This is a genomic window from Yersinia enterocolitica subsp. enterocolitica (assembly GCF_901472495.1).
Classification (GTDB): Bacteria; Pseudomonadota; Gammaproteobacteria; order Enterobacterales; family Enterobacteriaceae; genus Yersinia; species Yersinia enterocolitica.
This window is the reverse complement of the sequence record NZ_LR590469.1, coordinates 202139-221445: the sequence shown is the minus strand read 5'-3', so window position 1 is coordinate 221445 and position 19307 is coordinate 202139. Positions and strand designations below refer to the sequence as shown.

Genomic DNA, 19307 nt, shown 5'->3' with positions numbered 1-19307 from the left:
TCATAATAAGAAGGATCTTATTGATGAAAACCTTAGTTAATACATCTATATTATTTATATGTTCTACTGTAGGAATGAGTGTTGTATCCGCCAATGAAATTACCCTATGGCGCGAGCCAGTCCCTATTGTAAAAGAGGGAAGATATTACAGCCTGATTGTTGACCGCGGTGAACTACAGAAGGCTGTTAAGGATAGCAATAATGAGTATCTCTTTGCAGAAAAGGGTAATTCTACCAAGCCATTAGTGTTAATTGGCACCCCTATTGAAGTTTCAGAATTTCTGATTAAAAACCAAACTCGTGGCATTGAAAATCATATTAAAGAACTGCCTGATATTTATATGGGTATTACCGATTATGTACCGCGGCAGCGATTTACTGGCTTATTTCCACTACATGATTTATTGAGTAAATCGGTCGAGCAAATATCAATATTTCTACCTGGCTCGGTAGTAACTGATATCGCAGGTATTCCTGTAGATATAAAAGAAATGTATGACGTTATTAAAAAGCTAAAACATCAGGAAAAGGCTGATGGTAAGCTACTTTACGTAAAATTCAGTTATCTCCCGGAAGAAGGGATGAAAAAAGTGGGTCAGAAAACTATCAGCTTCGGCAAAGTCCTTAAACAGATGCAGGACAAAAAACAATAAATTCGCAGGGAAAACATGCCGTTGCCAATATATTTAGCTGGTTTATGGGTAACGGTATTTAGTCATACTTATACTCGAATACGAGTAATAGCTAATGCAATATCTTTTGAGGTTTTTAATGCGCGGATTTCACTGAATAAATCCGTGGCTTCAGTATATTCTTTACGCAGATATCCCAGCCACTGCTTGATGCGGGCAACATGATACAACCCCGTATCGCCCTGCTTCTCTAATTGCACATACTTTTGCAGCAGTTTGACCACTTCCGGCCACGGCATACGCGGTTCGTTATACTTCACTACACGGCTCAAATTCGGCACATTCAATGCGCCACGGCCTAACATCACAGCATCACAACCCGTTACTTTCATGCACTCTTGCGCACTCTGATAATCCCAAATTTCGCCATTGGCAATCACCGGTATAGTCAGGCGTTGGCGAATTTCACCTATTGCCTGCCAGTTAATGCGTTCTGCCTGGTAGCCATCTTCTTTGGTGCGGCCATGTACCGCTAATTCCGTTGCACCCGCTTGTTGCACCGCATCAGCAATTTCAAACTGGCGATCACCCGAATCCCAACCTAAACGAATCTTTACCGTTACGGGCTGATGGGCCGGTACAGCTTCACGCATCGCTTTCGCGCCTCGATAAATCAGCTCAGGATCTTTTAATAATGTGGCCCCACCGCCACTGCCGTTAACCAATTTAGAAGGGCAGCCGCAGTTTAGATCCACACCGTAAGATCCCAGTTCAACTGCTCGAGCGGCATTTTCCGCTAACCACTGCGGATATTGGCCTAACAATTGGATACGCACCTGAGTGCCAGACGAGGTTCGGCTTTGTTGATGAAGTTCAGGGCAGAGGCGGTAGAATGATTTTGTAGGCAATAACTGATCGACCACCCGTAAGAACTCGGTGATACAAAGGTCGTAATCATTGACTTCGCTAAGAAGCTCGCGCACCAGTGAGTCCAATACCCCTTCCATTGGTGCCAGTATTACCCGCATATCATTTATCCTACTTCCTTATTTCAACCACAGTATAACGGTAAAAAAGACCGGCAATGATACGAGGCAAGCCGGGGTTAAGACAAGGAATAACCCTGTAATGACATGGATTCAGATGAAAAAAAACCGCCCCGAAAGGAGTAATGCCAGTCAGTTAAGCAACTGACTGGCATTTTTGTTCCTGGCTTTTCCATATTTATACGGCCTTTCCTTCACCACCCTCGGGAAAGCTCTTTCTCTTCTTATCGGTAACTTCACCATCTGCGCCATGATCTCCATATCCCGCATCAGTTCCGGGATACGACCTGGTGAAGCTCCCTGCAGCGTCATCAGCATCCGCATCACCATTCCGCACGATTCTGAGAAGCTCAGCTGATTCGGCCAATATCCTTTCAGCGCTCTCGCCATCTTAATCATCTGATAACGCACCAGATTATAGCCCAGCAGTACTCCCCATAGCTCCTGCTCAACAAGCTCCGGCTTTTTACTCCGCAGCGTCAGCCTGCTCAGTTGCATTGTCTGTTCGCCAGACCACGCCATCCACGGCCAGCAACGTCAGACCGCACCAGTGAGGATGGGTGACGGAGCCATGCCACAGTTGCGCCGTTTGTGAGAATACCCGGCGAACAGCCTCGCTTCCCAGCCTTTGCCGTGCCTGGATAACGGCGCTGGGGGCCACGAAGGGGCGGCCGCCCGGCAGCATGATATCCAGCCGGTTAACGATTTGATGAAGAGGTTCTTTACGCTCGAGCGCCATCCCGACAATGCACCAGACCATCATTTCCAGCGGCAGGCGGCGCTTGCGCAGAGTCACCGTGCCGGATTCGGCAAGGCAACGGGAGATGAGCTGGGGGTCGAGGTAATCTCCCAGTGTGGTCAGTGGGTTACGCAGTGAGTCGTAGCGGGAAACGAGATCAAGAGCCTGTCCGATGTGCATAAAAAAATCCGGAAATGAAGAACATTTCCGGATTCTTACACAACCACTGGATCGGTCAACCGATCCTTAACTGACTGGCATTACCTCCAAAGAAGCGGTTTTATCAACGAATACGGTTTAACTTATTCACCTGGTTTGCGGCTACGGCCACGTGAAGACGGGCCTGCCGGGCGGCGTTGACCATCAGCCTGGCTACGTGGGCGGCTGGTGCGGCTATCGCCACGGCCTGCTGCTGCGCCACCATTTTGTGGGCGGCTGGCACTGCTACCACGCCCCATACCAGGACGTTGTGCTCCGCGACCTTGACGGCCATTTTGAATCGGATCAGCTTTAATGCTTGGGTCCGGCTCATAGCCATCCAGCGCAATGCGTGGGATTTCACGTTTCAGTAAGCGCTCGATATCACGCAACAGTTTATGTTCATCAACACAAACTAAAGAAATCGCTTCACCAGTACGTTCCGCGCGGCCAGTCCGGCCAATGCGGTGCACGTAATCTTCCGGTACGTTTGGCAGTTCATAGTTAACCACATGAGGTAACTGATCAATATCCAAACCGCGAGCGGCGATATCAGTCGCGACCAGTACACGGATTTTGCCATCTTTAAAATCAGCCAATGCACGAGTACGCGCGCCCTGACTCTTGTTACCGTGAATAGCGGCGGCAGTAATGCCGTCTTTATTCAATTGTTCAGCCAAATGGTTAGCGCCATGTTTGGTGCGATTGAACACCAATACTTGCTGCCAGTTACCTTCGCCAATCATCTGAGACAACAGCTCGCGCTTGCGGTTTTTGTCCACAAAATGAACGCTTTGTGCAATTTGTTCAGAAGCTGTGTTGCGACGCGCCACTTCAACAGAAGCGGGGTTATGCAACAGCTTGCTAGCCAAACCTTTAATCTCATCAGAGAAGGTGGCGGAGAACAGCAAGTTCTGACGCTTGGCTGGCAGTTTTGCCAAAACACGGCGGATATCGTGGATAAAGCCCATATCCAGCATGCGGTCGGCTTCGTCCAGCACCAAAATCTCAATCTTGGACAAATCAACAGCGTTCTGATGTTCCAGATCCAGTAAACGGCCCGGGGTGGCGACCAAAATATCAACACCACCACGCAATTTCATCATCTGTGGGTTAATGCTAACGCCACCAAATACCACCAGCGAACGCAGCTTCAGGTATTTGCTGTAACTCTGGACGTTTTCGTCAATCTGCGCAGCCAGTTCGCGAGTCGGCGTCAAAATCAACGCGCGCACCGGGCGACGGCCTTTAATGGGCTGTTGGTCCTGACTCAGCAGTTGCAACAATGGCAAGGTGAAACCAGCGGTTTTACCGGTACCGGTTTGTGCGCTGGCCATTAAATCACGGCCTTCCAGTACCACAGGGATTGCCTGACGTTGAATTGGCGTCGGCACAAGGTAGCCCTGCTCTTCAACAGCACGCAGGATGTCGGCGTTTAAACCGAGAGAATCAAATGACATATTACGAGAAGCTCCAGATCTTCCCAATCCCGGCGATATCGTCAGGTGCAGTTTCAAGGGAAGATTATCAGACGAGGCATGAATTGAGGCATTACCACGAGGATTGGCACAAACTGCAGTGCACCATTGCGGCTGATTATAACAGATGTTTAGCAGGAAAAGGGATATTTACACGTTCCTTAAGATTTTTATTAACTCAAACATCAAGAAAATTGATTTATTTCTAGCGATTAACCCACTTGCGATCACAAAAACAGGGCGAATTCCGGCCATAACTTTACATATTCTCAGTAGCAGCCTAAAGTTAATCATATGATTGATTTATTATTTAGCTATTACTATTATTAGCGCGAATTTTATCCACACCTACCCCAGTAGGGGAATTGCACTGAGACTAGCGCCTATGTCCCATTCCACACCTCAAAATCTGACACCAGCAATACCGGTCACCTCTCGTGGTGAACAAGCTCGTCAGCAACTGATACAAGCGGCGACCGAGTTGTTCGGCGAACAGGGTTTGAAAGGGGCTACCACCCGAGAGATTGCTCAGCGGGCTGGCCAGAATATTGCCGCGATTACCTACTACTTCAATTCTAAAGAAGGTTTGTATCTGGCGGTGGCGCAGCAAATTGCAGATTTTATCCAACAGGCTTTCGCGCCACTGGCATTGGAAATTGACCAGTTTCTGCGGCTACCGAGCCAGGAGCAAAGCCCGGAACAGCAGTTGCATTATATCCGCCACGGCTTATTAGAATTCAGCCATTTAATGACACAGCCAGAAACGCTGAATATCAGCAAAATCATGGCGCGAGAACAACTTTCCCCCACAGATGCATACCCATTGATTCATGCTCAGGCTATTTCGCCCTTACATCAAAAAATGAATTTATTGCTGGCGGCATTCATTGGTGCAGATGCAAGTGCTACAAAAACTATTCTTCATACTCATGCATTGATTGGTGAGGTGCTGGCTTTCCGTATGGCGCGGGAGACTATCCGTCGACAAGCCGGCTGGCTCGAAATCGGCGAGCCGGAAAGTGAGATGATTAATCAAGTACTTATCGAACATATTGACCTGTTGCTTTATGGGCTGCGGGCTAAATCGGCATAATGAACGTCTTAAGTCGGTCGTTATAAAAATTGTAGCTATACCCAAAGAAATTGGAGTTGCAGGTAGGCTGCTTGCAGCGGCCTTGCAGAGGCGAGGCCCATGGACGGGCCGAATAACGAACGTAGCTAACAACCCTGCGGCTTCAAGGGCGAAGGGTATAAAAATCGGTAACAGATAGGGAGCATTATGAATCGCAAGAAGATTATAGTGGTCGTCGTTATTGTCGCTCTGTTGGCGGCAATAGGTTACGGATGGAGTTATTATCGCCAACAACAAGACGCCACATTGACGTTATACGGCAATGTCGATATTCGTACCGTGAATTTGGGCTTTAGAGTCAGTGGCCGGCTAGCCTCTCTCGCGGTCGATGAAGGCGATAAAATTCAGCCGGGTGAAGTGTTAGGAAAGCTGGATGACGGCCCTTATGTCAACGCCCTCAAACAAGCGCAGGCAAATGTACAAAGTGCACAGGCTCAGTTAGCGTTACTCAAAGCGGGCTATCGGGAGGAAGAAATTGCCCAGGTCAGGTCTGAGGTTTCCCAGCGCGAGGCTGCATTCAGTTACGCTGACAGCTTCCTCAAACGCCAACAAGGGTTGTGGGCCAATAAAGCCACTTCAGCCAATGAATTGGAAAATGCCCGTACCGCGCGTAATCAGGCTCAAGCTAATCTGCAAGCATCGAAAGATAAGCTGGCTCAATACTTAAGCGGTAACCGCCCGCAAGAAATTGCGCAAGCCGAAGCAAATCTGGCGCAAAGTGAAGCTGAATTGGCTCAAGCCCAGCTCAACTTGCAAGATACTACCCTACTCTCTCCCTCTGGCGGAACGGTACTGACACGCGCAGTTGAGCCAGGCACCATTCTATCTGCCAGCAATACCGTCTTTACGCTCTCTCTGACTGATCCGGTTTGGGTGCGGGCCTATGTCAGCGAGCGCCATTTGGGTCAAGCGATCCCAGGGACTGAGGTCGAAGTCTTTACCGATGGCCGCCCAGATAAGCCTTATCACGGCAAAATCGGTTTTGTTTCGCCGACCGCCGAATTTACCCCTAAGAGTGTGGAAACGCCGGATTTACGCACCGACCTGGTTTATCGCTTACGTATTATCATCACCGATGCCGATGAATCGCTGCGCCAGGGTATGCCGGTCACTGTCCGCTTTGTACAACCTTAAGGTGGTATGAGCTATGAATGGCATCCAGCATCTTATTACTTTGGAAGGTGTCGAAAAATCCTTCCCCGGACTGGAGAGTCCTGCCGTTGCCAGCCTGACCACTGAAATTCGCAGCGGGGCAGTCACCGGTTTGGTCGGGCCTGATGGTGCCGGTAAGACCACACTGTTACGAATGTTGGCAGGGTTGCTCAAACCCAGTCATGGCAAGCTGACAGTTGTGGGTCTCGACCCGGTGGAAAATGATCGCCAGTTGCACTCAATCCTCGGCTATATGCCGCAAAAATTTGGTTTGTATGAAGATTTGACGGTGATGGAGAACCTGACACTGTATGCCGATTTACGCGGTGTGACCGGTGAACAGCGCCGCCAGACATTTGAGCGCCTGCTGACTTTTACCGATTTGACCCGCTTTACTGAACGGCTGGCGGGCAAACTTTCTGGCGGTATGAAGCAAAAACTGGGGCTGGCTTGTACCTTGGTCGGCCAACCGAAAGTTTTGTTGCTGGATGAGCCAGGTGTCGGTGTCGACCCCATCTCACGCCGCGAGTTATGGCGCATGGTTCATGAGTTGGCGAGTGACGGCATGCTTATCCTGTGGAGTACCTCCTATCTGGATGAAGCCGAGCAATGCCGCGAAGTTTTGCTGCTCAATGAAGGGAAGTTGCTTTATAGCGGTGCGCCGCAGGAACTTACACAGCGTATGCGTGGCCGAACTATTTTGGTCGCCGCCCAAACTGGAACTAACCGCAAATTATTACAGCACGCCTTGACGTTACCGCAGGTCAGTGATGGGGTTATTCAGGGAAAATATGTGCGATTGATCCTCAAACCAGAAGTGGATCACGGCCAGGTATTATCTCTGTTAAATCAACCTAATGGCGAAATCATGGAGGCCGAACCGCGCTTTGAGGATGCCTTTATTGACTTGCTGGGCGGTGGCCCGGCCAGTGAGTCTGCTTTGGCAAAAATCATGCCCAAAGTCGAAGGCAGCCATGACGAAACAGTGATTGAAGCCCAAGAGTTAACCAAGAAATTTGGTGATTTCGCCGCCACCGACCATGTGAATTTTCAGGTAAAACGCGGCGAGATATTTGGCTTACTCGGGCCGAATGGCGCGGGTAAATCGACCACATTTAAGATGATGTGTGGTTTGCTGATTCCCAGCAGTGGCAAGGCCTTGGTGCTGGGTATGGATCTGAAAACCAGCTCAGGTAAAGCACGCCAACATTTGGGTTATATGGCGCAGAAATTTTCACTGTATGGCAACCTAACTGTGGAGCAAAACCTGAAGTTTTTCTCAGGTGTTTATGGCCTACAGGGTAAAATCCAGCGCGATAAAATTGCTGATATGACGTCAGCGTTTAATTTCACGCCGATTCTCAAACAAACACCCGATTCACTGCCGCTTGGGTTCAAACAGCGCCTGGCGCTGGCATGCGCCCTGATGCATGAACCCGACATCCTGTTTCTGGACGAACCAACTTCAGGTGTTGACCCCCTCACTCGCCGTGAATTTTGGCTGCATATCAATGGGATGGTAGACAAAGGTGTGACGGTCATGGTCACCACTCATTTTATGGATGAAGCGGAGTATTGTGATCGCATCGGCCTGGTTTATCGCGGCAAAATCATCGCCGCAGGTACACCGGATGAGTTAAAGCAGCAAGTTGCTACTGATGAAAATCCGAATCCATCAATGGAAGAGGCATTCATCGGGTTGGTCTTGCGCTATGACCAGCAGAACGATAAGGAACAACAACCATGACCGAGCCACATGATTTCCATGTAAATAAATCGCCGGTAAATGAGAGTGAAACTTATCAAGACACCGGATTCTCCTGGCGTCGCTTACGGGCGCTGTGCAATAAAGAAACCCGGCAAATTCTACGTGACCCAAGCAGCGGGCTGATTGCTTTTGTCATCCCCCTATTGTTGCTGTTTATATTTGGCTACGGCATCAATCTGGATTCGAGCAAGCTGCATATTGGCATTTTGATGGAGCAACAGAGCCAACCCGCACAAGATTTGGCTAACGCCTTCGCCAGTTCGCCTTATATCTCGCCACAAATCAGTGATAACCGTCAGGCACTGATTCAGGCGATGCAGGCCGGTAAAATTCGTGGGCTTATTGTGATTCCAAATGACTTTGCCGAGCAACTTGCACGACCTGAGAGTAAAGCCCCAATTCAGGTGATTACTGATGGGAGTGAGCCAAATACTGCCAACTTTGTGCAAGGCTATGCTCAAGGTGTATGGCAAATATGGCAACAGCAGCAGGCGCAAAATCTGGGGCAAAAGAATGATCCGTTAATAGAGATTCAGGTGCGTTATTGGTTTAACCCTGCTGCCATCAGCCGACATTTTATTATTCCAGGTGCCATCACTATTATCATGACAGTGATTGGCGCGATCCTGACGTCGCTGGTAATCGCCCGCGAATGGGAACGCGGCACAATGGAGGCGTTACTGTCGACTCAAGTCACGCGCAGTGAATTGTTGTTGTCGAAACTTATCCCCTATTACGTGCTCGGCATGGTCGCTATGACGCTATGTATGGTGGTCGCGGTGTTTATCCTCGGTGTACCTTATCGTGGCTCATTGTGGATATTGTTTGTCATGACCAGCTTGTTCTTAGCCAGCACACTGGGCATGGGGTTATTGATTTCGACTATCACCCGCAACCAGTTCAATGCTGCTATGGTGGCATTGAACGCCGCATTCCTGCCCGCAGTTATGCTGTCTGGATTTATTTTCCAAATCGACAGTATGCCAGCCGTTGTCCGCGCCGTGACCTATATCATTCCTGCCCGCTATTTTGTCAGTAGCCTGCAAACTCTATTTTTGGCGGGGAATATCGGTACCGTTTTGGTGATTAACCTATTGTTCCTGATCGCATCAGCCGTGGTCTTTATTGGCCTGACGGCATGGAAAACTCATCGTCGATTAGATTAAGTCGTCGACTCGATTAGCAGAAGGGAGTTGGCAATGTTTCATCGCCTCTACACATTGATTATTAAAGAGTTACAGTCGCTACTGCGTGAACCGCAAACCCGTGCGATATTAATCATGCCAGTGATATTGCAAGTGATCTTATTCCCATTCGCCGCCACATTAGAAGTAACCAATGCCACTATCGCCATTTACAGTGAGGATAGCGGTAAGGCCTCGGTCGAACTCACCCAGCGCTTTGCTAAAGCCGAAGCCTTTTCTCACGTCTTGCTGCTGCACAGTCCACAAGAGATTCAGCCCGTCATTGATAATCAGAAAGCGCTGCTGTTGATTCGTTTTCCTGAGCAGTTCAGTGCGGATTTGGCAAATGGCAAAATGACTCAGCTACAACTCGTACTGGATGGGCGCAATTCCAACAGTGCTCAGATAGCGGCAAATTACATTCAGCAAATCGTGCAAGAGTACCAATTAGAATTGACTAAGGGGCAAGTTAAGCCCAATAACAGCGAGTTGGTGATTAGAAACTGGTATAACCCGAATTTGGATTACAAATGGTTTGTAGTGCCTTCATTGATTGCGATGATTACAACTATCGGCGTACTGATTGTGACGTCGCTATCCGTAGCACGGGAGCGAGAGCAAGGGACACTGGAGCAACTTTTGGTTTCGCCGCTGACAACCTGGCAGATTTTTATCGGTAAAGCGGTTCCAGCGCTGATAGTAGCCACATTCCAGGCTACTATCGTGTTGTTTATCGGGATATTTTTCTACCAGATTCCTTTTGCTGGGTCACTGGCACTGTTCTACGGCACTATGTTGCTCTACGGCCTGTCGCTAGTCGGTTTTGGCTTATTGATTTCATCGCTATGTTCCACTCAGCAACAAGCATTTATCGGCGTATTTGTCTTTATGATGCCGGCAATACTACTTTCTGGTTATGTATCCCCAGTGGAGAACATGCCCATTTGGCTGCAAAACATCACGTGGATCAATCCTATCCGCCACTTTACTGATATCACCAAACAGATTTATCTCAAAGATGCCAGTTTCGATATTATCTGGCACAGCTTGTGGCCGCTATTGGTGATAACCGCCACCACCGGTAGTGTGGCATATGGAATGTTTAGACGGAAAATTGCGTAACGGATTTAATCGTTAGTACTCTATATCCACTCACCAAAAAGCAAAAAGGACACCAATCTGGTGTCCTTGAGGTTAATGACAAAGTGCCCGTAACGGTGAAAACAGGCAGATCGTAAAGACGCCGTAAACCCCTCCCTGGGGGCTCGAGCCACGCCGTCCCTAGCGCGGACGCTTTACTCTTCTACCTGCCTTCACCTTGCAAGATCGAGTCCTTAGGGTTTGTCAGCAGTCTGAGGACACCCATCTGGTATCCTTTCAAATTTTGAGCAGTATACGCCGGGCAAATCTGCCGCGTAGCAGCCCTTAATCAACCCGCTTAGCGGCGGTTGCCGAAAATCCGCAGTAACATCAGGAACAAGTTGATGAAATCAAGATACAGAGTCAATGCACCGACGATAGAATATTTACGGAAATTATCTCTATCATTAGAATCCAACTGTGCACCCATATTTTTCAGTTTCTGAGTATCGTAAGCAGTCAGGCCAACAAATACCAACACGCCGATATAAGTGACAGCCCACATCAATGCTGGGCTTTTCAGCCAGATATTAACGATAGAAGCTAACACGATACCGATCAAGCCCATAAACAGCATGCTACCCATACCACTCAAATCACGTTTGGTGGTATAGCCATACACACTCATCGCACCAAACATCCCGGCACAAATAATAAATGTGCTGGCAATAGAAGCGCCAGTGTACATGATAAGAATACTAGATAGTGTCAGGCCCGTCAGCGCCGAATACAACATAAACAGGCTGGTTGCCATTGAACCGCTTAAGCGATTAACCATGCCAGAAATAACAAATACCAGACCTAACTGAACAATAATCAGCCCGAAAAAGGTGATCTGGCTGGAGAAGATAAAATTCATTACCGCAGGCGTGTTCGCTGCATACCAAGCGACTACTGCTGTTAATAACAGACCACAGGTCATCCAGCCGTATACCTGCGCCATATATGCCTGAATGCCAGAGTTGGCACGTTCGACAATTGAACCATTAGAGCGTGGATAGCGATCCATGGTAGTTACCTTATGCATATAAATAATGATACAGGCTATCAACTGACAGCCCACCGACTCTTTAAGGGTACCACAGAAACAGGGCAAACAAGGGGGTAAAAATAGATGTTTAGGGCCAATCTTTACACGGGTTTACGTACAGTTTACCAACGCCTGGCAGCGGCATGATCACTGTCTCGTGATTCGACCCAACGTTCGCCGTCAGTGGTCGCTTCGCGTTTCCAGAATGGTGCCCGTGTTTTCAGATAATCCATAATAAACTCAGCCGACTCAAACGCCATACTGCGATGAGCACTGGTCACACCGACAAAAACAATTTCATCGCCGGGAAACAGCGGCCCCACCCGATGAATAACTGATACGCGCTGCAAGGGCCAGCGGCTGCGCGCTTGAGTAATAATTTCTTCCAGCGCTTTTTCTGTCATCCCTGGATAATGCTCAAGCGTCAACGCACTGACATTAGTCCCCAAATTATGATTTCGGACTTTGCCGGTGAAGGTTACCACCGCGCCATCTTCATCGCACTGTGACAACCAGATGTACTCCTCGCCGACATTAAATGACTCCGGCCCGACACGAATACGCGTGTTGTCCATCATCAACCTCCCGTCACTGGTGGGAAGAAAGCCACTTCATCCCCCGCAACCAAAGGATGCTGCATGTTGACCAGCGATTGATTCACCGCCGTGAGCAATTTACCTTCTTCAAGTGCTAACTGCCAGCGCTCGCCCCGCTGACATAGGGATTGGCGCAAAGCTTCAACCGTTGGAAATTCCGCTGCCAGTTGCAAGCGATCAGTTCCCACCAGCTCACGAACCTGAGCAAAAAACAGAATCTGAATCATGGGTTCACCTTAAAATCACCGGATTTTCCGCCACTTTTTGCCAACAGACGAATCGGGCCAATTATCATGTCTTTTTGTACGGCTTTACACATGTCGTAAATAGTCAGGGCTGCAACAGACGCCGCGGTGAGGGCTTCCATTTCCACCCCGGTTTTACCGGTCAAGCGGCAGCAGGATTCGATGCGAACTCTATTGTGTTCCGGTTGCGCTTCCAGTTGGACTTCCACTTTGGTAAGCAGCAGCGGGTGACACAGAGGAATTAATTCCCAGGTTTTTTTGGCCGCTTGAATGCCAGCAATTCGTGCTGTGGCAAACACATCACCTTTATGATGGCTACCCTCAATAATCATCGCTAATGTCGTAGCATGCATTTCAACAAAAGCTTCCGCTCGCGCTTCACGTACAGTGTCAGCTTTGGCGGAAACATCCACCATATGGGCTTCCCCAGCGGCATTGATGTGAGTCAGTTGGGTCATAGATAACCTTAGTTCTTGATATTGCAGCCGATCAGCCACCAATAAACGATAAATTCTGTGTGATACCGCTGTTGCCTTGATGCAAGAAATGAGTTTGCTTTTTGGTTTGCAATGCGCTTTGAATCCGCGCCATTAACTCATCTTGCTGGTCATCACTGGCTAACAAATCACGCAGCGTGATGCCCTGCTCGCCAAATAAGCATAAGTGCAGGTTTCCCAGCGCTGAAACACGTAGGCGGTTACAACTGGCACAGAAGTCTTTCTCATACGGCATGATAAGCCCGACTTCGCCCAGATAGTCCGGGTGATGAAATACCTGAGCTGGGCCATCGCTGCGCGCACGCTCTTGCTGTTGCCAACCTTGCTGGAGTAATTGCTGGCGGATGACGCTACCGGAAACATGGTGTTTGCGGAACAAATTGCCGCCCTCACCGGTCTCCATCAGTTCGATAAATCGCAGTTGAATCGGGCGAGATTTTATCCAGTTAAGGAAAGCACCGAGATTCTTGTCATTAACATCCCGCATCAGCACGGCATTGATTTTGACTTTCTCAAAACCCGCATCAAAAGCGGCATCAATGCCTTGCATCACTTGATGAAATTTATCTTGCCCGGTGATGGCATGAAACTGCCGTGGGTCGAGGCTATCAACACTAACATTAATTGCAGTCAACCCCGCCTCACGCCACTGGGTGGCATCACGGGCTAAACGGTAACCATTGGTAGTCACCGCCAAGGTGCGGATCGCGGGATTTTGACGAATAGTTGCGATGATATCGGTAAAATCGCGACGCATAGAGGGCTCGCCCCCCGTCAAACGGATTTTTTCTGTTCCCAAAAGGGCAAATGCCCGGCTGACGCGGCTTATTTCGTCAAGGCTGAGAAAACTTTTTACTCCGTCCGGGCGGTAGCCATCGGGCAGGCAATATGTGCAGCGAAAATTACACACATCGGTAATCGATAGGCGCAAGTAATAGAACTTGCGCGCAAATGCGTCTGTAAGTTGTACCATAACACCTTTCCAAATACGGGAGATGCAGGCATTTCTACCTCGCACCCTGGTGGCTTGAAGCCACGGCCAGAGCATCATATTGTCCATAAACGCAACAACGTAGACACTAAGGCTAGGAGTTTGTGCTCAGTCACTGTGCTCACAGCTAACTGAACCATGGTTAAAAAAGTCATTTTGGGTATAGCCGCTAATCGCTAAACCCCTCACTTTTCCTACAGATTCTAACGCTAAAACTACAAGATAGCCAATTGCTGTTTTTCGCTATATATATTTATATACAACGACTTATATAACAAAATTTATATTATTGAGCTTATTTTATTGTGGGGATAATACTTTGTTTAAAATCACGAAAATCTTGGCTTATATCGCGTTTTGGCGGCAAATCCGTTAACTTATGCAGCAATTTCACCATTAGCTATGCTTATTACAATATTTAGACAGGAAAAATATGCGAAATCGCACATTAGCGGACCTCGATCGGGTGGTTGCTTTAGGTGGAGGCCATGGGCTGGGGCGAGTGATGTCAGCCCTTTCCCCTTTAGGTTCACGCCTGACTGGTATTGTTACTACTACCGATAATGGTGGTTCGACTGGTCGCATACGTCGTTCAGAGGGGGGGATTGCCTGGGGTGACACACGTAACTGTCTGAATCAATTGATAACAGAACCTAGTGTAGCTTCTGCAATGTTCGAATACCGATTTACCGGTAATGGCGAACTGGCAGGCCATAATCTGGGTAATTTAATGCTTAAGGCACTGGACCATCTCAGCATTCGTCCCATTGAAGCTATTAACCTGGTGCGTAGTTTGCTGAAAGTCGATGCCTGGTTGATTCCTATGTCAGAACACCCCGTCGATTTGCTGGCTATCGATCATGAGGGGCACCCGGTTTACGGCGAAGTGAATATTGACCAACTTGCGCATATGCCGAAAGATTTGCTGCTGTCCCCCCATGTCCACGCAACCAAAGAAGCGGTTGAAGCTATTGGCCAGGCGGATGTCATTTTAATCGGGCCGGGTAGTTTCTTAACCAGCCTGATGCCGCTGTTACTACTCGATGACCTCACTCAAGCCCTGCGGCGCAGCTCTGCCAGCATGATTTATATTGGCAATCTGGGGCGTGAACTCAGTGTGGCGGCCGCTGAGCTGTCATTACACGAAAAGCTGGAAATAATGGAAAGTAAAATTGGTCGAAAAATTATCGATGCAGCAATTGTAAGCCCGCACATTGATATCAGCGGCGTTACGGACAGAATCATTGTCCAACAGCCCTTGGAAGCCAAAGATATTCCCTATCGTCATGACCGAGAGTTACTGCGCCAGGCACTGGAAGCCACCTTGCAACAATTAGGTGGCGCAGGCTCGGTGTAAGTGGGCGAACCAGGTTACTTACGCGATTTTTCTTCCAAAGCAGCGGTCGCATTCATGTGGATATAAAGCTCTTCCACTTTAGTTCGTGCCCACGGTGTACGTCGCAAAAACTTCAGGCTAGATTTGATACTTGGTGAGCTGGTGAAACAGTTGATCCGGATGCGATATGCCAACTCTTCCCAACCATAATGCTCAACCAATTTGGTCAACAGTTGTTCAAGGGTAATTCCGTGTAACGGATCTTTTGATACATGGTCACTCATCATTTGCCCTTTTATTACCCTAAATTTAGCGGCACACCTTACGAGGAATCGAGCTATGCCGCAAGATATTAAGATATAGCGATGAACTGCTGGCGTAACTGATGCACCTGATCGCGTAATTCTGCCGCCTGCTCAAACTCAAGATTTTGCGCGTGGGTGTACATCTTCGCTTCCAATTCACGGATTTTCTGATCAAGCGCTTTTGGTGCCAGAGATTGGTAGTTGTTGGTATCAGCCACTTTGCCACCCCGGCTTTTCCCTTTGCCACGGGTAGAAGGTTGACCCAATTGCAGAATATCGCCGATCTTCTTGTTTAGCCCCTGTGGGATAATGCCGCGCTCTTCATTGTAAGCTTGCTGTTTGGCTCGACGCCGCTCAGTTTCACCAATGGCTTTTTCCATTGAAGCCGTAATTCTGTCACCATAAAGAATGGCTTTACCATTAAGGTTACGTGCTGCGCGACCAATGGTCTGGATCAATGAGCGCTCAGAACGCAGGAAACCTTCTTTATCAGCATCAAGGATGGCAACGAGAGAAACCTCCGGCATATCCAGCCCTTCTCGCAGTAAGTTGATCCCCACCAGCACATCAAACTCACCCAAACGCAAATCACGGATAATCTCAACCCGCTCCACGGTATCAATATCCGAATGCAGGTAACGCACCCGCGCGCCATGCTCTTCCAGATACTCGGTTAAATCCTCTGCCATGCGTTTGGTCAGCGTAGTGACCAGCACCCGCTCATTAATTGCAGCGCGAATGCGGATCTCTGATAGCAAGTCATCCACCTGCGTTGCTACAGGCCGTACCTCAATCAATGGATCCAGTAAGCCGGTTGGGCGCACCACTTGGTCGATAACATCGCCACCGGATTTTTCCAGCTCATATTTACCGGGAGTGGCGGAAACATAGATAGTTTGTGGTGCCAACGCTTCAAACTCTTCAAAACGCATTGGGCGGTTATCCAGCGCCGAGGGTAGCCGGAAGCCATATTCCACCAATGTTTCTTTACGTGAGCGGTCACCTTTGTACATGCCACCGATTTGCGGGATGGTGACGTGGGATTCATCTACAATCAGCAAACCATCTGATGGTAGATAATCAAATAGTGTTGGCGGCGGCTCTCCCGGCCCACGGCCCGAAAGATAGCGGGAATAGTTTTCAATACCAGAGCAATAACCCAGTTCATTCATCATTTCGAGGTCAAACTGGGTTCGCTGGGTAATACGCTGTTCTTCAATCAATTTGTTGTTGGCTAGCAGCACCTTACGCCGCTCTGCCAGCTCAACCTTGATGTCTTCCATCGCCTGTAAAATACGCTCCCTCGGGGTAACGTAGTGCGTTTTAGGGTAAACAGTAAAACGTGGAACCTCATGTTGTAGCTGACCGGTCAGCGGATCAAATATCGATAGCCGCTCCACTTCCTCATCAAACAACTCTACCCGCAGTGCCCATTCATCAGACTCCGCTGGGAAGATGTCGATAACCTCGCCACGTACCCGGAAAGTGCCGCGCTGAAACACCTGGTCGTTGCGACTGTATTGCAATTCTGACAAACGCCGTAAAATGGAGCGTTGGTCGATTATCATACCCTTGGTCAAATGCAGCATCATTTTCAGATATAAATCAGGGTCACCCAGACCATAAATGGCAGAAACCGAGGCAACCACCACCACGTCGCGCCGCTCCAGCAGTGCCTTGGTGGCTGATAGCCGCATTTGTTCGATATGCTCGTTTACCGAGGCGTCTTTCTCGATAAAGGTGTCTGAACTCGGTACATAAGCTTCAGGTTGATAATAGTCATAATAGGAGACGAAATATTCTACCGCATTCTCGGGAAAGAACTCTTTCATCTCACCATAAAGCTGTGCCGCCAGGGTTTTGTTGGGGGCTAACACCATGGTGGGCCGATTCAGGTCAGCAATAACATTGGCCACCGTAAAGGTTTTGCCCGAGCCGGTTACCCCCAACAGCGTCTGATGAGCCAGACCATTTTCCAGCCCCTCCTCCAGTTTCCGGATGGCCTCAGGCTGATCACCTGCTGGCTTAAACTCAGAATGTAGTTTGAATGATTTACTCATGAATTTGCTACCCACCGGAGAAATACAAACTGTCAGGAGGCTAATTATGAAAGCCCCATAGATTTTTGCCACTGCTATGATACTGGATATAAAACCAGCTTCAAGCACCAAAATGCTGAAATTTCTCTCAATGCAATATTGCACGCATTATTACAGTGATATGTGGATAGCATTTGCCCCCTAAAAGTATTTTTATCCCCAGCTATGAACATCGACACATTATTGATAGTTAATTGATTAAAGATTACCCATGTGTGCCAGCTATATTTTCTGAATGCTTGATTTTAATTAACTCATTGAAAATTAAAATTTTTATCAAAAAGTCGAGAATCCGGACAACAGGAGCGGAAGCCGCGTCCGCTCTCGTCTGCCATCAGTTTTCTATGGCTAATGCACAAGGTTATCCACAGGAATGGTGGATAACTCATTCAACCCCATAAGGGCCGCGTGTTGGCGAAAAGCGAAGCTTCGCGAAGTTATAGTGACAAACTGACTTTTTTAGTGTTTTTTTTACATTTTTATTTCACCGCATATTTCAATTAGTGCTAACAAATCTATTTGCTAATTCTATAATTTTAGTTCTTTCTGTGAGGCTACTCAGCAGTGCAAGAAGTCCTGTATTTTTATTGCACCATTATTTTCTGTATAGCACTGCTTGAGTGCAATAAAAACCCACTCACCACTGGCCCTCCAGCTGTTTTAGCCGTTTTAGTTTCCCCTTGCGCGCCAAAACCATTTACAGCCCGTTAACATACGTATTTTATCTCAACTCATCGCAACTTGGCCCAAGAGTTGCTTACTTGTTTGAGGAACAAAAGACACTCGCAACCACCCGCTAGAAATGTGGTGTTTTATGCAGTGCTGCCGCTACCAAGTATGCAGATTTGCTGGTTAATCCTTCACTAGCCGTTACAGAACACCGGGATACCTGTGAGCAACTGAGATCGACTGAGGAGAAGCACTGATGCTGAGTTTAACCGCTGTAAATCAATACTATGGTCAGAACCATATTCTTTGGGATATCAATCTGGAGATTCCCCGCGGCCAATGCACCTGCCTGATTGGGCGTAATGGCGTAGGGAAAACCACATTAATTAATTGCATCATGGGCCATCTGCCCGTTATGAGTGGCACCATGACCTGGCAGCCGAACCATGAACCGCCGCAGAATTTGTTACAGCAACCTGTTGAAGGGCGCACTGCGCTAGGTATCGGCTATGTTCCGCAAGGGCAACAGATATTCTCCCAAATGAGTGTTGAGGAGAATATGTTGATAGCCGTGCTCGCTGGACATAAATCACGCCATATCCCGGGCTGGGTTTTTGAGTTGTTCCCTCTGTTGTATGACAAACGTCATCAACGGGGTGGAGAACTTACCCGTTACCAGCAACAACAGTTGGCGATTGCCCGCGCGCTGGTCGCCGAACCTGAATTGCTTATTCTTGATGAGCCAGGTAACGGTACGTTGCCGCCACTGAGTGAGGACATCGGCAATATCCTGCACCAACTTAGCCGTAGCCTTGGCATGACGGTATTGCTGGTCGAACATCGATTACCGTTTATTCAACATGTTGCAGATAGATTTTGCTTGATGGCAGGAGGGAGAAATGTGGCGCAAGGGACGTTAGATCAGTTGGATGAAAATATGATCATTGAGCATTTGGCCAGTTGAGATGGCTCAATACTGCTATGCGCCCCCCTATTTATACCAGACGAAATAGTGGGCTAATACTTGTTATTAGCCCTTTTAACCACCAAATGGCTAAAAATCCGTATTT

General features: G+C 48.3%; 17 protein-coding genes, 1 pseudogene and 1 riboswitch. Of the genes and pseudogenes, 8 read left to right on the top strand and 10 right to left on the bottom strand.

Annotated features, from left to right (window positions below; translation table 11 throughout):
* Positions 1-23 precede the first annotated feature (23 nt).
* The gene (locus FGL26_RS01095) at positions 24-653 is read left to right on the top strand and encodes a hypothetical protein (RefSeq protein ID WP_005168118.1); all 630 of its coding nucleotides are present in this window, start codon (positions 24-26) and stop codon (positions 651-653) included.
* Positions 654-721: 68 nt separating this feature from the next.
* Here FGL26_RS01095 and dusC read toward each other — a convergent pair whose 3' ends face one another.
* The 3 genes and pseudogenes from dusC to rhlE form a co-directional block, all read right to left on the bottom strand.
* Complete coding sequence (gene dusC / locus FGL26_RS01090) at positions 722-1660, bottom strand: tRNA dihydrouridine(16) synthase DusC (protein ID WP_005168116.1); 939 nt, start codon at positions 1658-1660, stop codon at positions 722-724.
* A 150-nt stretch (positions 1661-1810) separates the two neighbouring features.
* Positions 1811-2597, bottom strand: a pseudogene (locus FGL26_RS01085) (transposase domain-containing protein).
* Between the two features lie 122 nt (positions 2598-2719).
* Positions 2720-4075 carry an ATP-dependent RNA helicase RhlE gene (rhlE, locus tag FGL26_RS01080; RefSeq protein ID WP_005168103.1) on the bottom strand — a complete coding sequence of 452 codons (1356 nt, stop codon included), beginning with the start codon at positions 4073-4075 and terminating at the stop codon, positions 2720-2722.
* A 403-nt stretch (positions 4076-4478) separates the two neighbouring features.
* On the opposite strand from rhlE, the gene FGL26_RS01075 reads away from it, so the two are divergent.
* The 5 genes from FGL26_RS01075 to FGL26_RS01055 all read left to right on the top strand — a co-directional run bounded on the left by FGL26_RS01075 (position 4479) and on the right by FGL26_RS01055 (position 10451).
* On the top strand, positions 4479-5186 hold the full coding sequence (locus FGL26_RS01075; RefSeq protein WP_005168102.1) for a transcriptional regulator: 708 nt from the start codon (positions 4479-4481) through the stop codon (positions 5184-5186).
* A gap of 186 nt (positions 5187-5372) precedes the next feature.
* Complete coding sequence (gene hlyD, locus FGL26_RS01070) at positions 5373-6359, top strand: secretion protein HlyD (protein WP_005168101.1); 987 nt, start codon at positions 5373-5375, stop codon at positions 6357-6359.
* A 13-nt stretch (positions 6360-6372) separates the two neighbouring features.
* Positions 6373-8124, top strand: a complete 1752-nt coding sequence (locus FGL26_RS01065; protein WP_005168099.1) for an ATP-binding cassette domain-containing protein — start codon at positions 6373-6375, stop codon at positions 8122-8124.
* On the top strand, positions 8121-9311 hold the full coding sequence (locus tag FGL26_RS01060) for an ABC transporter permease (protein WP_005168097.1): 1191 nt from the start codon (positions 8121-8123) through the stop codon (positions 9309-9311). The genes FGL26_RS01065 and FGL26_RS01060 overlap by 4 nt, the downstream gene beginning before the upstream one ends.
* Before the next feature lie 33 nt (positions 9312-9344).
* Positions 9345-10451 (top strand): ABC transporter permease, encoded by a 1107-nt coding sequence (locus FGL26_RS01055; protein WP_005168094.1) that lies wholly within the window; start codon positions 9345-9347, stop codon positions 10449-10451.
* A gap of 316 nt (positions 10452-10767) precedes the next feature.
* Here the strand turns inward: FGL26_RS01055 and FGL26_RS01045 are convergent, their stop codons facing one another.
* From FGL26_RS01045 to moaA, 5 genes are all read right to left on the bottom strand, one after another.
* Entirely contained in the window at positions 10768-11478 is a 711-nt protein-coding gene (locus FGL26_RS01045) for a Bax inhibitor-1/YccA family protein (protein WP_005158923.1), read from the bottom strand.
* A 143-nt stretch (positions 11479-11621) separates the two neighbouring features.
* Complete coding sequence (gene moaE, locus FGL26_RS01040) at positions 11622-12074, bottom strand: molybdopterin synthase catalytic subunit MoaE (RefSeq protein ID WP_005168091.1); 453 nt, start codon at positions 12072-12074, stop codon at positions 11622-11624.
* Positions 12075-12076: 2 nt separating this feature from the next.
* The gene (gene moaD, locus FGL26_RS01035; protein WP_005168089.1) at positions 12077-12322 is read right to left on the bottom strand and encodes a molybdopterin synthase sulfur carrier subunit; all 246 of its coding nucleotides are present in this window, start codon (positions 12320-12322) and stop codon (positions 12077-12079) included.
* The gene (moaC, locus tag FGL26_RS01030; RefSeq protein ID WP_005168086.1) at positions 12319-12798 is read right to left on the bottom strand and encodes a cyclic pyranopterin monophosphate synthase MoaC; all 480 of its coding nucleotides are present in this window, start codon (positions 12796-12798) and stop codon (positions 12319-12321) included. Before moaC ends, moaD begins: the two co-directional genes overlap by 4 nt.
* Before the next feature lie 31 nt (positions 12799-12829).
* On the bottom strand, positions 12830-13810 hold the full coding sequence (gene moaA, locus FGL26_RS01025; RefSeq protein ID WP_005168084.1) for a GTP 3',8-cyclase MoaA: 981 nt from the start codon (positions 13808-13810) through the stop codon (positions 12830-12832).
* Positions 13797-13941: riboswitch (molybdenum cofactor riboswitch) on the bottom strand. Its footprint overlaps the gene before it by 14 nt.
* A gap of 320 nt (positions 13942-14261) precedes the next feature.
* On the opposite strand from moaA, the gene yvcK reads away from it, so the two are divergent.
* Complete coding sequence (gene yvcK, locus FGL26_RS01020) at positions 14262-15185, top strand: uridine diphosphate-N-acetylglucosamine-binding protein YvcK (RefSeq protein ID WP_005158941.1); 924 nt, start codon at positions 14262-14264, stop codon at positions 15183-15185.
* A 14-nt stretch (positions 15186-15199) separates the two neighbouring features.
* Here the strand turns inward: yvcK and FGL26_RS01015 are convergent, their stop codons facing one another.
* Complete coding sequence (locus tag FGL26_RS01015) at positions 15200-15448, bottom strand: VF530 family protein (protein ID WP_005168081.1); 249 nt, start codon at positions 15446-15448, stop codon at positions 15200-15202.
* Positions 15449-15516: 68 nt separating this feature from the next.
* Positions 15517-17529 carry an excinuclease ABC subunit UvrB gene (uvrB, locus tag FGL26_RS01010; RefSeq protein WP_005168079.1) on the bottom strand — a complete coding sequence of 671 codons (2013 nt, stop codon included), beginning with the start codon at positions 17527-17529 and terminating at the stop codon, positions 15517-15519.
* 964 nt (positions 17530-18493) lie between these two features.
* Between uvrB and FGL26_RS01005 the strand changes: the two genes are divergently transcribed.
* Complete coding sequence (locus tag FGL26_RS01005; protein WP_005158946.1) at positions 18494-19201, top strand: branched-chain amino acid ABC transporter ATP-binding protein; 708 nt, start codon at positions 18494-18496, stop codon at positions 19199-19201.
* Positions 19202-19307: the final 106 nt, after the last annotated feature.

Coding starts and splice junctions, on each gene's coding strand:
- FGL26_RS01095 (WP_005168118.1), top strand. CDS start 24: ATGAAAACCTTAGTTAATACATCTATATTATTTATATGTTCTACTGTA.
- dusC (WP_005168116.1), bottom strand. CDS start 1,660: ATGCGGGTAATACTGGCACCAATGGAAGGGGTATTGGACTCACTGGTG.
- rhlE (WP_005168103.1), bottom strand. CDS start 4,075: ATGTCATTTGATTCTCTCGGTTTAAACGCCGACATCCTGCGTGCTGTT.
- FGL26_RS01075 (WP_005168102.1), top strand. CDS start 4,479: ATGTCCCATTCCACACCTCAAAATCTGACACCAGCAATACCGGTCACC.
- hlyD (WP_005168101.1), top strand. CDS start 5,373: ATGAATCGCAAGAAGATTATAGTGGTCGTCGTTATTGTCGCTCTGTTG.
- FGL26_RS01065 (WP_005168099.1), top strand. CDS start 6,373: ATGAATGGCATCCAGCATCTTATTACTTTGGAAGGTGTCGAAAAATCC.
- FGL26_RS01060 (WP_005168097.1), top strand. CDS start 8,121: ATGACCGAGCCACATGATTTCCATGTAAATAAATCGCCGGTAAATGAG.
- FGL26_RS01055 (WP_005168094.1), top strand. CDS start 9,345: ATGTTTCATCGCCTCTACACATTGATTATTAAAGAGTTACAGTCGCTA.
- FGL26_RS01045 (WP_005158923.1), bottom strand. CDS start 11,478: ATGGATCGCTATCCACGCTCTAATGGTTCAATTGTCGAACGTGCCAAC.
- moaE (WP_005168091.1), bottom strand. CDS start 12,074: ATGGACAACACGCGTATTCGTGTCGGGCCGGAGTCATTTAATGTCGGC.
- moaD (WP_005168089.1), bottom strand. CDS start 12,322: ATGATTCAGATTCTGTTTTTTGCTCAGGTTCGTGAGCTGGTGGGAACT.
- moaC (WP_005168086.1), bottom strand. CDS start 12,798: ATGACCCAACTGACTCACATCAATGCCGCTGGGGAAGCCCATATGGTG.
- moaA (WP_005168084.1), bottom strand. CDS start 13,810: ATGGTACAACTTACAGACGCATTTGCGCGCAAGTTCTATTACTTGCGC.
- yvcK (WP_005158941.1), top strand. CDS start 14,262: ATGCGAAATCGCACATTAGCGGACCTCGATCGGGTGGTTGCTTTAGGT.
- FGL26_RS01015 (WP_005168081.1), bottom strand. CDS start 15,448: ATGAGTGACCATGTATCAAAAGATCCGTTACACGGAATTACCCTTGAA.
- uvrB (WP_005168079.1), bottom strand. CDS start 17,529: ATGAGTAAATCATTCAAACTACATTCTGAGTTTAAGCCAGCAGGTGAT.
- FGL26_RS01005 (WP_005158946.1), top strand. CDS start 18,494: ATGCTGAGTTTAACCGCTGTAAATCAATACTATGGTCAGAACCATATT.